Source organism: Streptomyces canus (assembly GCF_001514145.1).
GTDB classification, from domain to species: Bacteria; Actinomycetota; Actinomycetes; order Streptomycetales; family Streptomycetaceae; genus Streptomyces; species Streptomyces canus.
Map to the genome: position 1 here is coordinate 340,791 of NZ_KQ948657.1, position 13,255 is coordinate 354,045.

Annotated in this window: 10 protein-coding genes and 1 pseudogene; 5 read left to right on the top strand and 6 right to left on the bottom strand. The window is 70.5% G+C overall.

Features of this window, described 5'->3' with window-relative positions:
* The first annotated feature begins 96 nt into the window (after window positions 1-96).
* On the top strand, window positions 97-1,779 hold the full coding sequence (locus AQJ46_RS06390) for a chitinase (protein WP_059204664.1): 1,683 nt from the start codon (window positions 97-99) through the stop codon (window positions 1,777-1,779).
* 180 nt (window positions 1,780-1,959) lie between these two features.
* Here the strand turns inward: AQJ46_RS06390 and AQJ46_RS06395 are convergent, their stop codons facing one another.
* Window positions 1,960-2,358: a hypothetical protein gene (locus AQJ46_RS06395; protein WP_059205125.1), complete on the bottom strand. Its 399-nt coding sequence runs from the start codon at window positions 2,356-2,358 to the stop codon at window positions 1,960-1,962.
* Window positions 2,359-2,479: 121 nt separating this feature from the next.
* Here AQJ46_RS06395 and AQJ46_RS06400 point away from each other — a divergent pair, with 121 nt between their 5' ends.
* Together AQJ46_RS06400 and AQJ46_RS06405 are read left to right on the top strand one after the other, a co-directional pair.
* Window positions 2,480-2,986 (top strand): SigE family RNA polymerase sigma factor, encoded by a 507-nt coding sequence (locus AQJ46_RS06400; RefSeq protein ID WP_057609946.1) that lies wholly within the window; start codon window positions 2,480-2,482, stop codon window positions 2,984-2,986.
* 52 nt (window positions 2,987-3,038) lie between these two features.
* Window positions 3,039-4,283, top strand: coding sequence for a hypothetical protein (locus tag AQJ46_RS06405; RefSeq protein ID WP_059204665.1), 1,245 nt, complete (start codon window positions 3,039-3,041; stop codon window positions 4,281-4,283).
* Here the strand turns inward: AQJ46_RS06405 and AQJ46_RS06410 are convergent.
* The 4 genes from AQJ46_RS06410 to AQJ46_RS06425 all read right to left on the bottom strand — a co-directional run bounded on the left by AQJ46_RS06410 (window position 4,280) and on the right by AQJ46_RS06425 (window position 9,573).
* Complete coding sequence (locus AQJ46_RS06410) at window positions 4,280-5,596, bottom strand: Nramp family divalent metal transporter (RefSeq protein WP_059204666.1); 1,317 nt, start codon at window positions 5,594-5,596, stop codon at window positions 4,280-4,282. The two genes, AQJ46_RS06405 and AQJ46_RS06410, sit on opposite strands and share 4 nt — an antisense overlap.
* Window positions 5,597-5,653: 57 nt before the next feature.
* Window positions 5,654-6,061: an ATP-binding protein gene (locus tag AQJ46_RS06415; RefSeq protein WP_059204667.1), complete on the bottom strand. Its 408-nt coding sequence runs from the start codon at window positions 6,059-6,061 to the stop codon at window positions 5,654-5,656.
* A gap of 162 nt (window positions 6,062-6,223) precedes the next feature.
* Complete coding sequence (locus AQJ46_RS06420) at window positions 6,224-7,114, bottom strand: MEDS domain-containing protein (RefSeq protein ID WP_059204668.1); 891 nt, start codon at window positions 7,112-7,114, stop codon at window positions 6,224-6,226.
* 32 nt (window positions 7,115-7,146) lie between these two features.
* The gene (locus AQJ46_RS06425) at window positions 7,147-9,573 is read right to left on the bottom strand and encodes an ATP-binding protein (RefSeq protein WP_059204669.1); all 2,427 of its coding nucleotides are present in this window, start codon (window positions 9,571-9,573) and stop codon (window positions 7,147-7,149) included.
* A 333-nt stretch (window positions 9,574-9,906) separates the two neighbouring features.
* Between AQJ46_RS06425 and AQJ46_RS06430 the strand changes: the two genes are divergently transcribed.
* Window positions 9,907-11,241, top strand: coding sequence for a M14 family metallopeptidase (locus tag AQJ46_RS06430; RefSeq protein WP_059204670.1), 1,335 nt, complete (start codon window positions 9,907-9,909; stop codon window positions 11,239-11,241).
* A 6-nt stretch (window positions 11,242-11,247) separates the two neighbouring features.
* On the opposite strand, the gene AQJ46_RS06435 is transcribed toward AQJ46_RS06430, so the two are convergent.
* Window positions 11,248-11,781, bottom strand: coding sequence for a hypothetical protein (locus AQJ46_RS06435; RefSeq protein ID WP_059204671.1), 534 nt, complete (start codon window positions 11,779-11,781; stop codon window positions 11,248-11,250).
* A 243-nt stretch (window positions 11,782-12,024) separates the two neighbouring features.
* On the opposite strand from AQJ46_RS06435, the pseudogene AQJ46_RS51815 reads away from it, so the two are divergent.
* Window positions 12,025-13,200 (top strand): annotated as a pseudogene (locus tag AQJ46_RS51815) (RNA-guided endonuclease InsQ/TnpB family protein).
* Window positions 13,201-13,255: the final 55 nt, after the last annotated feature.

Below are 13,255 nucleotides of genomic sequence, written 5' to 3' on the forward strand. Positions count from 1 at the left end.
GCACTTGCCACGTGCGCGGGCCGGAGAAAGGCCGGTTGCGTACTCATCCTGACGACATCCTTGACAGTGCGATTGGTCTGGACCAACTCTCTTGTCATGCCCATACTCAGCAGAAAACGGCTCTGGACAACAACCGTCACTCTGGCCCTCGCCCTCGGAGTCGCGGGCCCCGCGTCCGCCGCGGACGTCAACAACGCCAAGAACGCCGGCTTCGAGTCCGGCCTGACCAACTGGACCTGTTCGGCGAGCAGCGGTACGACCGTCTCCTCCCCCGTGCACGGGGGCTCGGCCGCGCTGAAGGCGACGCCGGCCGGGCAGGACAACGCCAAGTGCGTCCAGACGGTGGCCGTGAAGCCGAACGCGACGTACACGCTGAGCGCCTGGGTGCAGGGCGGCTACGCCTACCTGGGCGCGACCGGCACCGGCACGACGGACGTGTCGACCTGGACCCCTGACACCGCGTCCTGGAAGCAGCTGACGACCACCTTCACGACGGGCGCCTCGACGACCTCGGTGACGGTGTACACGCACGGCTGGTACGGACAGGCCGCGTATCTCGCGGACGACGTGTCGGTGTACGGCCCGGACGGGGGCGGCGGGGGCGATCCCGACCCTACGGTCCCGGCGGCACCGGCCGGCCTGGCGGTCTCCGGCACGTCCTCGTCGTCCGTCTCCCTGTCCTGGAACGCGGTGTCGGGCGCGACGGGCTACCACGTCTACCGGAACGGTACGAAGATCACGGCGGTGACCGGGACGTCGGCGACCGTGACCGGACTGGCCGCGTCGACGTCGTACAGCTTCCAGGTCACGGCGGTGAACTCGGCGGGTGAGTCCGTGAAGTCGGGCGCGGTGACGGGGACGACGACCGCTTCCCCGGGCGACGGGGGCAGCGCGCTGCCGAAGCACGCGGTCACCGGGTACTGGCAGAACTTCAACAACGGGGCGACGGTCCAGAAGCTGTCGGCGGTGCAGTCGCAGTACGACATCATCGCGGTCGCGTTTGCGGACGCCACGACGACTCCGGGCGCCGTGACCTTCACCCTGGACTCGGCCGGGCTCGGCGGGTACACGGTCGACCAGTTCAAGGCGGACATCAAGGCGAAGCAGGCGGCCGGGAAGAAGGTCGTCATCTCCGTGGGCGGCCAGAACGGCACGGTCTCGGTGAGCGACCCGACGTCGGCGGCGAACTTCGCGAACTCGGTGTACGCGCTGATGCAGACGTATGGCTTCGACGGGGTCGACATCGATCTGGAGAACGGTCTCAACGCGACCTATATGTCACAGGCGTTGCGATCGCTGTCGGCAAAGGCGGGGCCGGGGCTGATCCTCACGATGGCACCCCAGACCATCGACATGCAGTCGACGTCCAACGCGTACTTCCAGACCGCGCTGAACGTGAAGGACATCCTCACGGTCGTCAACATGCAGTACTACAACAGCGGTTCGATGCTGGGCTGCGACGGCAAGGTCTACTCCCAGGGCTCGGTGGACTTCCTGACCGCCCTGGCGTGCATCCAGCTGGAGGGCGGACTGTCCCCGTCCCAGGTGGGGCTGGGCCTGCCGGCGTCCACGAGCGGGGCGGGCAGCGGCTATGTCTCGCCCTCCGTGGTGAACAACGCCCTGGACTGCCTGACGAAGGGCACGGGGTGCGGCTCCTTCAAGCCGTCGAGGACCTACCCGGACCTGCGCGGCGCCATGACCTGGTCGACCAACTGGGACGCGGCGGCGGGCAACGCGTGGTCCAACACCGTGGGACCGCACGTGCACGGGTTGCCGTAGCCGTTGGCCCGTCTCCCTGATCGTCAGTCGCAGCTCCTGCGCACCCGTGCCGCGGAGCGTGACCAGGGCGGAGTGCACGGGTCGACCGCGTTGCTCGTCACCGTCGGATCGATCGGCGCCCGTGTGTCGCGAACCAGCGAGAAGCGGGCGCCGAGGCGGACGGGACCGCGGAGGCAGCCGTCACGCCAATGGCCGGTAGTACCCGAGGACCGGTGCCAGCTGGGCGAACCACTGGCCCAGGGTGTCCCGGCTCTTCGCGTCGACGACGCACTCGTAGAAGCGGCCGTCGAGGTGGATGACGGCCATCATCAGGGTCTTGCCGCCCGGTCCGGCCTTGTAGTGGACGCTGCGGATCTCGTGCCAGGGGAACTCGGCGGAGTGCCCGTGGTCCTCGAAGGCGACGCCCGCGGAGTCGACGACGACGGAGTTGTGCCGGTCGACGGCCATGAACTCCGGCCCCTCGGGCGCCTCTTGAGGCGGCTGAGGGGCGAACGCCGACGGGGGCGGTGGCGGGCCGAAGCCCGGCGGGGCGCCGTACGGCTGGGGCGGGTTGCCGTGGGGCGGTGGCGGGGTGGTCATCGGCATCCGTCCCCTGGCGTCGCGGACTGCTTCCGGTTCATGTGAAACATTCTCCCCACCCCACAGCGTCAGTGAAGTGAGGACCTCTCACACAGCCGGGCGCAGCACCAGGAGGGAACACATGAGAAAGGCCCGCGCGGACGAGTACGCGGAGTTCGCCGCTGCCCGGGCCGGACACCTGTACCGCTCGGCGTGTCTGCTGACCGCGGGTGACACGCATCTCGCGGAGGACCTGGTGCAGGAGGCGCTCGGGCGGATCTACGTCCGCTGGAGCCGGATCTCCCTCGTCGGCAACCCCGCGGCGTACGCGCAGACCGTCCTGGTCCGGGTGTTCCTGACCCATCAGCGCCGCCGCAGCAGCAGAGAGCGCGCGACCGACGTCCTGCCGGAGGTGGCCGCCGCCGGTGTCGACACGCCCCTGCGGCTGACGCTGCTCGACGCCCTCGCCCGGCTGCCCGCCAAGGATCGGGCCGTGGTCGTCCTGCGCTACTGGGAGGACCGCTCCATCGAGGAGACCGCCGGTGTCCTCAACGCCAGCGCGGCGGCCGTCCGCACGCGCTGCACCCGAGCCCTCAAGCAGCTGCGCGGGCTCCTCGGCGAGGACATCGGCGCCTACGCCCGGCCCTGACCGGCCCCCTGACTTCCCTTTCGTCCGACCGATCCGGAACGGTGGCTTCCCCATGTTCGCAGACCAGCACGAGGACCCCTTCGAGGAGCGGCTCGCCGCGGCCCTGCACGAGACCGGCGGCGGGTTCGACACCGACCGCACGGCCCTCGCCGCACGCGGCGAGGCGCGGGGCCGACGCACGCGGTTCGTGCGGCGGGCCGCTGTCGCCGGGGGCACCGCGGGCGTCGTGCTCGCCTGCGTGGGCGGGGTGCTGGTCCTGCGTCCGGGCGGTACGGCGACCGAGGCGGTGCCGTCGTCCGCGACGGCCTCCGCCAAGCCGAAGCCGAGCGTCACGGCCACGCACGCGACCGACGAGCAGATGATCGAGACCCTCAAGCACCTGTTGCCCAAGGGCGACTTCAGCGAGGAGCGCGGGCAGGGCACCGAGTCGGCCGACGACCGGAAGGTGCCCGCGCCGTCCGCCGGGCTCGTCTTCGACGACGGCGACGGCGCCGCGGCCATCGGGGTCGCCGTGGGCCGGGTGCAGCCCGGCGGTACGGAGGCCCGGCAGGCGGCCCAGTGCCCCGACCGGGTGTTCGTCCCGTACGACGCCTGCAAGACGAGTCGGCTCGCCGACGGCTCCGTGGTCACCGTGCTCCAGGGGTACGAGTATCCCGACCGCCGGGTGGACACCAAGCTCTGGTCCGCCGAGCTGGTCACCCCGACCGGGCAGCACATCACCGTGAGCGAGTGGAACGCGGCCGCCGAGAAGGACAAGCCCGTCACCCGGACCGATCCCCCGCTGGACCCGGCTCAGTTGACGCGGCTGGCGGCGGCGAAGGAGTGGCGCGCGGTCGCGAACGCTCTCCCCGCGCCCCTCCCCGAGCCGGAGCTCCCCGGCTCCGACCTGCACGCCCGCACCGACCTGCTGGCCCTGCTGCCGAAGGGCCTGAAGGTGACCGACAAGAGCAGCGACGAGGGCGACTACGCCTACGCCGTGGTCGACGACGGCAAGGGCAGGAGCATGGTCCAGGTCAATGTGCAGCCCGACATGCTGGACGCGGCCGATGACCTCTTCGGCTCGAGCTCCGAGACACTGCCCGACGGCACCCGGGTCGCCGTCAGCCAGGGCCCCGGGGACAGGGGCGACCAGGTCATGTGGACCGTGGACACCATGCGCGCCGACGGCAGGCGCGTGGTGATCAGCGCTTTCAACGCCGGCACCCAGAACGAGCCCGCCACCCGTGAGACCCCCGCGCTGACCATCGCCCAGATGCGGAAGATGGCGCTCGACGCCCGGTGGTGGAGCGGCAGTTAGAAGAACTCCGACCACGGCTGGTCCCAGATCTGCTTCACGCACAGGACCAGGAACAGCAGTCCGGCGATCGCCAGCATCGCGTTGCTCAGGGGCCCGTTGCGCCACTCCCTGGGCGTGCGGGAGGTGTTCAGCAGCCACATCAGCGTGCCGGCCAGGAAGGGGAGGAAGGCCGCGCCGAGTACGCCGTAGATGATGACCAGGCGGAAGGGCTGGCCCTGGAAGAGCAGGACCATCGGCGGGAACGTCAGCCAGAGCAGATACGCCCGGAAGGGCCAGGAGCGCTCGCGCGAGCCGGACGCGACCTCCTGGCCTGAGGCCTGCGCGGTCTCGCGGCCGCGGTAGCGGGCCACGAAGTCCGCGAACATCAGACTCACCCCGTGCCAGACGCCGATCAGCGAGGTGAAGGACGTGGCGAAGAAGCCGATCAGGAAGAACTTGGCGGTCGCCGACCCGTACTCGTCCTCCAGGATGTCGCTCAGCTGGACGAGCCCCTTGTCGCCGCTCGCGATCGCCACACTGGCGCTGTGCAGCAGTTCCGCGCCGACGAAGAGCATGGCGACGACGAAGATGCCGGTGGTGATGTAGGCGACCCGGTTGTCGAGGCGCATCACCTTCATCCAGCCGGTGTTGGTCCACCCCTTGGCGTTGACCCAGTAGCCGTACGCCGCGAGTGTGATCGTGCCGCCGACGCCGCCGATCAGACCGAGGGTGTTGAGGATCGAGTCCTTCTCGTCGGGCAGGACGGGGAGCAGGCCCGCGAAGGCGTCCGGCAGGTTCGGGGTGACCCTGATCGCCAGGTACACCGTGACCACGAACATGACGCCCACCAGGATCGTCATGACCTTCTCGAACACCGCGTACTTGTTGAACCAGACGAAGACCAGGCCGACCAGACCGCAGGCGATGGCCCACCATTCGAGGTCCATCACGTCGGGGAACAGGGCCTGGAGCGGCAGCGCACTCGACGACATCGCCGCCGCCCCGTACACGAAGCCCCAGATCACCACGTACACGGCGAAGAACCAGGTGGTCCAGCGGCCCAGGCTCGCCCAGCCGTCGAACAGGGTGCTGCCGGTGGACAGATGCCAGCGGCCCGCCGCCTCCGCGAGGGAGATCTTGACCAGACAGCCGATGACCGCGGCCCACAGCAGGGTGTAGCCGAAGTTGCTGCCCGCGATGAGTGTGGCGACGAGGTCTCCGGCGCCGACGCCGGTCGCGGCGACGACGATACCCGGGCCGATGTACCGCCAACTGGACTTGCGCGGTACGGAGTTCGCCTCACCGGTCACTGTGTTGTCCGTGGTGTCCGCCATGAAGGTCAAGAAACCCTAAAGATCTCGACGCGGCAAGAGGGCGTGCGGTGAAGGAAGTCAGAGGTCGCCCGGGGGGCGTCCGCCACATCCGGCGCCCCCGCAGGTACCCAGTTCGAACCAGACCGTCTTGCCCGGCCCGTGCTCGTGCCACCCCCAGCGCCGCGCGAGCGCCTCCACCAGGAACATCCCGCGGCCGCTCTCCGAGACCCCGGCGTCGAGTACCTGCGGGACGCGCCGGCCGGAGTCGGCGACCTCGCAGCGCAGCAGTCCGTGCGCGGCGGACAGGGTGAGGGTGAAGCGGCCGGCCGAGTGCAGCAGGGCGTTGGTGGCCAGTTCGCTCACGAGGAGTTCGGCGGTGTCCGCCAGGTCGTCCCGCTCCGCGAGCCCCCACCCCTCCAGCTGTCTTCGGACCTCGGCCCGGGCCTCGCGTACAGCGGACGGGCGGGGGTCGTACTCGACACTCAAGTGACCTGCTCCCAGGGGAGGTTGGGGGTAGGCGGCGTAACGAGGGTCGGGATCCGGCAGGCGTCCCCCGGAGAGTCGCAGCATGTTCACAGGGTGGCCCCTGCGGGGGCGGGGCACACGGGGAGTACTACCTGATTCCATACCTGCACCACATCTGTACGACTACGCGTACTGCAGTCGTACGGTCGACCCGTCCCGGTCGTCGCGTACGTCGACGTACGCACACACCTGGCGCGCGTACCAGAGCCCCTGGCCGGATTCCAGGTCGGTGGTGTCCGGCGGGACGAATCCGGCGAGGGGGTCGTCCACGCGGTGCTCCGAGCGGAGTTCGCAGACACAGTGCGTGTCCTGCCCCCACAGCAGCGCGGTACCGGCCCGCTGCCCCACGGCCTGCGCCGCCTCGGTGACGGCCATCGCGAACAGTTCCGCGTCGGCGGGCGCGAGACCACGCGCCTGTACCCCGAGCCGTACGGCGTCGGCGGCCAGGTCGGTGAGGAGCTCCGCGTCCGGCGGGGGCGGCGCCAGGGGTACGGCGTTCAGCTCGGCGACCAGGCGTACGGGCTCCTCGTACACGCCCGTGTCGGGGTGCGCCCGCCGGGCCGCGTCGATGATCGCGGGGCCCGCGGTGCGGACGTCGTAGGCGCACAGCGCGGTGGTGGCGAGCGGCGCGAAGAGGAGGTTGGCGAGGGCCTCGTAGCGGATCCACTCCGTGGTCTCGCGGGGCGAACGGCCGGCCCTGCCGTTCCAGACGGGTTCCATGAGCAGGTGGATACGGCCGCCGGCCCCGGCATGCGCCGCGAGGTACCCGGCGCCCTGCGCGACCGCGTTCGCGGCGGAGCCGGTGTACCAGTCGGTGTGGTCGATGAGGGTGACGTGCCGGGCGTCCGTGCCGAGGCTGTCCCGGAGGAGGGCGAGGTGGTGGGGGGCGGCGATGGCCGCGGGTGCGGGTTCTCCGGGGGTGTCGAACGCCTCCGCGAGGAACGGGAGGGCGTTGGCGAGGAATTCGTCGTCGGTGGAGTGGACGGACATGCGGTGGTCGAAGGGGGTGCTCATGGGGGGATCCTTCGGGTGGGAGGGGTGTTCGGTCACCGCTGGGCCGTGACCCAGGTCGCGATCTGCGTTCTCGTGTGGAAGCCGAGCTTGTTGAGGATCCTTTCGACGTGGCCCTCGGCGGTGCGGCGGGCGATGACCAGGCGGTCGGCGATCTGCTGGTTGGCGAGGCCTTCGGCGACGAGTTCGGCGACCTGGGCCTCCCGGGGGGTGAGGCGGACCTGGGGCCTGTCCGGTGCGGGGGGCGTGACGTCGGGAAGGCCCGGCTCCTGGAGGGCGTGCCCGACGAGTTCGGCGAGGGTGAGGGACGCGCCCCGGTCGTACGCGGCGGTGAACGCACCCGCGCCCAGGGCACGCCCCGCCCGGCTCTCCGTCTCCCGCCGCAAGGAGTTGAGTGCCTCGCAACCCCACCGCCCCTGGTCGACGGCGGCCCAGGCCCGGTCGGCCCCGCCGAGGAGAACGGCCGCCCGCTCGTGCGCGGAGCGCTCCGTCGCGATCCGCGCCGTGAGGTCCAGCGTGAGGGCGAGGCCGATGAGGTCGTTGACGGCGAGTTTGAGCCGGAGTGCCTCGCGGGCGTACTGCTCGGCGCGGGGCCAGTCCTGTTTCACGGTGTGGGCGAGGGCGAGCATGCGCAGGGCGTAGGAGCGGACCCATTCCTCACCGTGCTCGTCGCAGAGCCGCAGGGTCTTCTCGCAGACCTCGACGGCCCGGTCGGCGTGGCCCAGGAAGCCGAGGGCGCAGGCGAGTTCGACCTGGTCGAGGCCGACGAGGCTGAGGTGCTGGCCGGGGACGGGTCCGCGGGCGACACCGGCCTCGAAGTGGGCCAGCGCGCCGGGGAGGTCGTCGGCGAAAAGCCGGATGACACCGATGACGTACTCGGCGTGGGCGGCTTCGGCGGCGTCCCCGAGACCGCGGGCCAGTTCCCGGGCTTCCTCGGCGCGGCGCAGTCCCCTGGTCAGGTCCTCAGGACACCCGGCCAGCAGCCCGGCCACCCACAGCCCGCGGGCCCGCTCGGACGTCGGCTCCGGATTCGCCTCCAGGGCCCGCTCGGCCCAGTAACGGCCCTCGCGGGGAGCCCCGCAGGCATGCCAGTAGAACCAGAGGGTCCCGGCGAGCCGCAGCCCGGCGAGGGCGTCGGCGGGGGTCGGCGGGACACCCTCGCGGCCCGCGGCCATGACGGACGCTGTGCCCGGGGCACCCGCGCCAAAGGCCTCTCCGGGGCCCGGCGCGAGGGTCGCCCCGCCCGCACCCCGCAGGCTGAAGTCCAGTGCGGCCCGCAGGTTGTCCTGGTCCGCGCGGAGCCGGGCGACGATCTCCCGCTGGCCGGGACCGAACCAGGCCTGTTCGCAGGCGGTGGCCCGCCGCAGCATCCAGTCCCGGTGCCGGCGCCGGGTGGCGAGTTCCTCGCCCGCCGTCCCGCGCAGCCTCTCCATGCCGTAGTGCCGCAACGTGTCCAGGAGCCGGTACCGCACCCCGTCCGGCCCCGGCTCCCGGGACAGCACGGACTTGTCGACGAGGCCGGCGATCGCGTCGAGTACGTCGGGGCCGTGGACGAGGTCGCCGTCCGCGCAGACCGCCTCCGCCGTCTCGAGGTCGAAGCCGCCGGCCGGGACCGCGAGGCGGGCCCAGACCAGCTGTTCCCGTGCGGTGCACAGTTCGTGACTCCAGTCGACCGCGGCCCGCAGGGTCCGGTGGCGTGGGAGGGCCGCCGGGCTGCCGGAGGTGAGGAGGCGGTAGCGGTCGTCGAGGCGTTCCAGGAGCTGTTCCACCCCGAGCACGCGCATGCGCACCGCGGCGAGCTCGATGGCGAGGGGAAGTCCGTCGAGGCGTCGGCAGAGGCGGGTGACGGCGGCCCGGTTGCCGGCGGTCAGCACGAAGCCGGGGACGACCGCGGCCGCGCGGTCGGCGAAGAGGGCCAGCGCCGGATATCCGTCGGCCGCGGACAGGTCGCCGTCCGGATCGGGCACCGGCAGCGGTCGTACGTCGAGGAGGTTCTCCTCGGTGAGACCGAGCCGGTGCCGGCTGGTCGCGAGGATGCGCACTCCCGTGGTGCCGCTCAGCAGCGCCGCCGCGAGCCGGGCGCAGGCGCGCAGCAGGTGTTCGCAGTTGTCGAGGACCAACAGCACCTTGCGGTCCCGTACATGGGCGACGAGGGCGTCCGCCGGCGGCCCGGCGGAGTGGTCGTGGAGGCCGAGCGCGTCGGCGACGGCGAGCGGGACCAGCTCGGGATCGCGCAGGCCTGCCAGGTGGACGAAGCGGACGCCGTCGGGGAACGTGCGCTCCGCGCGGGCCGCGATGCGTGCGGCGAGGCGGGTCTTGCCGACGCCGCCGGGGCCGGTCAGCGTGACCAGGCGGGCGCGGCTGAGCAGTTCGCGGCCCGCGGCCTGTTCACCGCGCCGGTCGACGAAACTGGTCGTCTCGACCGGCAGGTGTCCGGCCCGCCGAGGCGCTGATCCGCCCATGATCAGCCAGCCCTCCGAAGTGTGGTCGGAGATCCCACTGTGCTCCCGGCCCTCACATATATGCATCCGCGGCTCACACCCGCGGGTGCACTTCCCCGGGGATCACGCCGTGGCGCACCGGTCCGCGTACACTGCGCGGCCTTCGCGGAACGCCAAGAACCCACAGCCGACGCACAGTTCACGCCATCGCGTCTTTATTCGCTCTTGACCTGACCATGTCACAAGCAGACGATGAGCGGCACACCCGCACCGGCAGCACGTCGCTGAACCACCCCCCGCTCCACTCCCCCACTTCCGGAGATCCCGGAAACCCCGGAGAACCAAGGAGACTTCATGCGACTTCGCATACGCGGTTCCGGCGCCCGCGGCGGCACCCGCTACGCCGCCCTCGCCGCCGTTCTGGCCCTCGCCCTCGCGGCCCCGCTCTCCGCGAACGCCGACAGCGCCCCGAAGGCGGCGGCGAGCGCCGAGGACGTCCGGCAGTACGAGATCCACCAGCACACAACGCCCCTGACCCGTACGGCGATCCAGCAGACCGGGGTGACCGTCGACGAGGCCGACGAGGAGACCGTCGTGATCTCCGGGCGCGCGGACCAGATCAAGAGACTGCGCCAACTCGGCTATCAGGTCTCCGCGTTGGGCGCGGTTCCGGACCGGATCGCCGAGGACGAGGTCCGGCTGTACGACTTCCCGTCGGCCGACTCGCGCTACCACAACTACGCCGAGACGAACGCCGAGATCGACCAGCGCCTCGCCGCCTACCCGAACATCATGAGCAAGCGGGTCATCGGCAGGTCGTACCAGGGCCGGGACATCGTCGCCATCAAGATCAGCGACAACGTGGCGACCGACGAGGCCGAGCCCGAGGTGCTGTTCACCCACCACCAGCACGCCCGCGAGCACCTCACGGTGGAGATGGCCCTGTATCTGCTGCGCGAACTCGGCGCGGGCTACGGGAGCGACTCACGGGTGACAAACATGGTGAACAACCGTGAGATCTGGATCGTCCCCGACCTCAACCCGGACGGCGGCGAGTACGACATCGCCACCGGCTCCTACCGCTCGTGGCGCAAGAACCGGCAGCCCAACTCCGGTTCCTCGGCCGTCGGCACCGACCTCAACCGCAACTGGGCCTACCGCTGGGGCTGCTGCGGCGGTTCGTCCGGATCGACGTCCTCCGAGACCTACCGGGGTACGGCCGCCGAGTCGGCGCCGGAGGTCAAGGTCGTGGCCGACTTCGTGCGCAGCCGGGTGGTCGGCGGGGTCCAGCAGATCAAGTCGAACATCGACTTCCACACGTACAGCGAACTGGTGCTGTGGCCCTACGGGTACACGTACTCCGACACGGCGACCGGGATGACGGCGGACGACAACGCCGTGTTCAAGACGGTCGGGCAGAAGATGGCCGCGAGCAACGGGTACACGGCGGAGCAGGCGAGCGACCTGTACATCACCGACGGGTCGATCGACGACTACCTCTGGGGCACGCACAAGATCTTCTCGTACACCTTCGAGATGTATCCGTCGTCGAGTTCCGGTGGGGGGTTCTATCCCCCCGACGAGGTGATCGAGCGGGAGACCTCGCGGAACCGGGACGCGGTGCTGCAGCTCCTGGAGAACTCGGACTGCATGTACCGGTCGATCGGGAAGCAGGCGCAGTACTGCTAGGAGCCCCTAATCGGACTCCTCGGGCTCCTCTTCCTTCGTCTCCGGGGTTTCGTCCTCGAAGTACTTGTCCATGACCGCGTCCAGCCGCTCGTCCCACTCGGCGAACCGCGCCCTCGACTCGGCCTCGATCTCGATCGGGTACCAGCGTCGGTCGGGGGTGTGCACCGTGATGGTGAACCGCTTCCCGAACCGTGGCGTCTCCGTCTCGATCGCGCCGATCTCGTCCCAGCGGAACTCGCAGGCCTGGTCGTCGAGGGAGAGCCGTATGCCCTGGTGGTCGGCGATGAACTTCGCACGCCGGTCGGAGGCCTCGAAGACGGGGCCGTCGGGGGCCTCCTCCTCGCCGGCGTCGTCGGGCTCCTCCGCCGTGGGCGTGGGCTCGTCGGCGCCGGCCTCCTCGACCGCCTCCTCGGGCTTGGCGTCCCCGGGCCCTGCGTCCTCCGCCTCGCCGGACACGGGTGAGGTGAGCCCGGGGATGAAAGCCGGGTCGAATCCGGCGCCTTCCAGGGGCTGGCTGCTCGAACCTATGCGCTGCTCCACAGCGGGCAGTATGGTCGACGATCCTGTGCCCGACACAGCCGGCCCCTACATCGTTACCGGACGCCTACATGGGGCTACCGAGTCTCATTCCCCATGCATCGGGCTTCAGCCCGGCGGTAAAGCGAATCTCGTGACCGCGTCGCGGAGTCGTTCCGGCGGAGCCGGACACTGTGGACATAAGGGTGATGCGGGGAACGAATGTTCCCGGCGACATCGAATGGTGTGCGTTCGCACGATCACCGAATGCAGCTTCGGTACGCCTTCCGTCTGTACCCGGAGCCCGGTCAACGCACCGCGTTGGCCAGGGCGTTCGGGTGTGCGCGGGTGGTGTTCAACGATGCGGTACGGGCCCGGGAGGACGCCCGCACCGCGGGCCTGCCGTTCCCGAACGCGGCCGAGCTGTCGAAACGGCTGATCACCCAGGCTCGGCACACGGTCGAGCGCTGCTGGCTGGGCGAGGTCTCCTCGGTGGTGCTGCAGCAGTCTTTGCGGGATGTGGAGGCCGCGTACAAGAACTTCTTCGCCTCCCTCAAAGGGGAGCGCAAGGGGAAGCGGATGGGTGCCAGCGGTGGGCGGCTGTCACTGCCGAGGATCGGTGCCGTGAGGGTGAAGTGGTCTCGGGTCCTGCCCGCCGTGCCCTCCAGTGTGACGGTGATCCTGGATGCGGCGGGCAGGTACTTCGCCTCGTTCGTCATCGACACCGACTCCGCCACGGACCGGGCGCGCTGGGATGCGCCGGAGCCGGGCAGTGGGGTCGGCATCGACCTGGGGCTCACCCTCCCCCAGAGGGGGTACCCCCATCGCGGTTCTCTCCGACGGCCCGAAGATCGACAGCCCGCGGTTTCTGCGCCGCGCGGAGAAGAAGCTGAAGAAAGCCCAGCGGGAACTGTCCCGCAAACAGAAGGGATCGAAGAACCGGGCCAAAGCACGGCTGAAGGCCGCCCGCGCCCACGCGGGCGTGGCGGACGCGCGCAAGGAGTTCCACCACCAGCTCTCCACCCAGCTGATCCGCGACAACCAAGCGGTCGCGGTGGAGGACCTGGCGGTATCCGGACTTGCACGCACCCGGCTGGCCAAGAGCGTGCACGACGCGGGCTGGGCACAGTTCGTGACCACCTCGAATACAAGGCGCAGCGGTACGGGCGGACCTTCGTCAAGATCGGCCGGTTCGAGCCCACCAGTCAGACGTGCTCCACCTGCGGCCACCGCGACGGGCCCGAACCCCTGCACGTACGGGAATGGACCTGCCCCGCCTGCAACACCCTCCACGACCGCGACCACAACGCCGCGATCAACGTGAGACAGGCCGCCGGACTGGCGGCATCAGCCTGCGGAGCGCCGGTAAGACCAGAACCCGTTCTGGCACAGCGCGAAGAAACAGGAAGCCACGGAACCCTCAAGCGGACCTGTGCCGCGTAGCGGAACAGGTCCGCTTGAGGACGACCAGACTCCCCGGGCTTCAGCCCGAGGAGCA

What these genes read in the sequence shown, in the direction of transcription:
- AQJ46_RS06390 (WP_059204664.1), top strand. Translation starts at nt 97, where the DNA reads ATGCCCATACTCAGCAGAAAACGGCTCTGGACAACAACCGTCACTCTG.
- AQJ46_RS06395 (WP_059205125.1), bottom strand. Translation starts at nt 2,358, where the DNA reads ATGACCACCCCGCCACCGCCCCACGGCAACCCGCCCCAGCCGTACGGC.
- AQJ46_RS06400 (WP_057609946.1), top strand. Translation starts at nt 2,480, where the DNA reads ATGAGAAAGGCCCGCGCGGACGAGTACGCGGAGTTCGCCGCTGCCCGG.
- AQJ46_RS06405 (WP_059204665.1), top strand. Translation starts at nt 3,039, where the DNA reads ATGTTCGCAGACCAGCACGAGGACCCCTTCGAGGAGCGGCTCGCCGCG.
- AQJ46_RS06410 (WP_059204666.1), bottom strand. Translation starts at nt 5,596, where the DNA reads ATGGCGGACACCACGGACAACACAGTGACCGGTGAGGCGAACTCCGTA.
- AQJ46_RS06420 (WP_059204668.1), bottom strand. Translation starts at nt 7,114, where the DNA reads ATGAGCACCCCCTTCGACCACCGCATGTCCGTCCACTCCACCGACGAC.
- AQJ46_RS06425 (WP_059204669.1), bottom strand. Translation starts at nt 9,573, where the DNA reads ATGGGCGGATCAGCGCCTCGGCGGGCCGGACACCTGCCGGTCGAGACG.
- AQJ46_RS06430 (WP_059204670.1), top strand. Translation starts at nt 9,907, where the DNA reads ATGCGACTTCGCATACGCGGTTCCGGCGCCCGCGGCGGCACCCGCTAC.